The following is a 286-nucleotide window of genomic DNA, read 5'->3' on the forward strand; positions in this document are numbered from 1 at the left end:
GCCAATACTGGCTCCGAAGCTTCTGGAACAGTCATTACCGTAACCGCCACAGCTTCCGCAGCTGTTACAGGCGACCAAATCGTTGATCTTGCTGTCAGTGGAACAGGAATTACAGGTACGGATTACAGTCTAAGTGCTGCAACAATTACCATCTTAAATGGAGCAACTACCGGCACAGTGACCTTTACCATTCTTGACGATGTGGATGTCGAAGGCACTGAAACCGCTACTCTAACGATAAGTAATCCATCTGCTGGAATAACGCTTGGTGCTACAACAACGCAGG

Annotated in this window: 1 protein-coding gene; it reads left to right on the forward strand. The window is 47.9% G+C overall.

The annotated features are described in order from the left end of the window. A partial coding sequence (locus tag MB14_RS10280) for a Calx-beta domain-containing protein (protein ID WP_157716582.1) occupies window positions 1–286 on the forward strand: 286 nt, incomplete at both ends.

Source organism: Roseivirga ehrenbergii, assembly GCF_001593005.1.
Lineage (GTDB): Bacteria > Bacteroidota > Bacteroidia > Cytophagales > Cyclobacteriaceae > Roseivirga > Roseivirga ehrenbergii.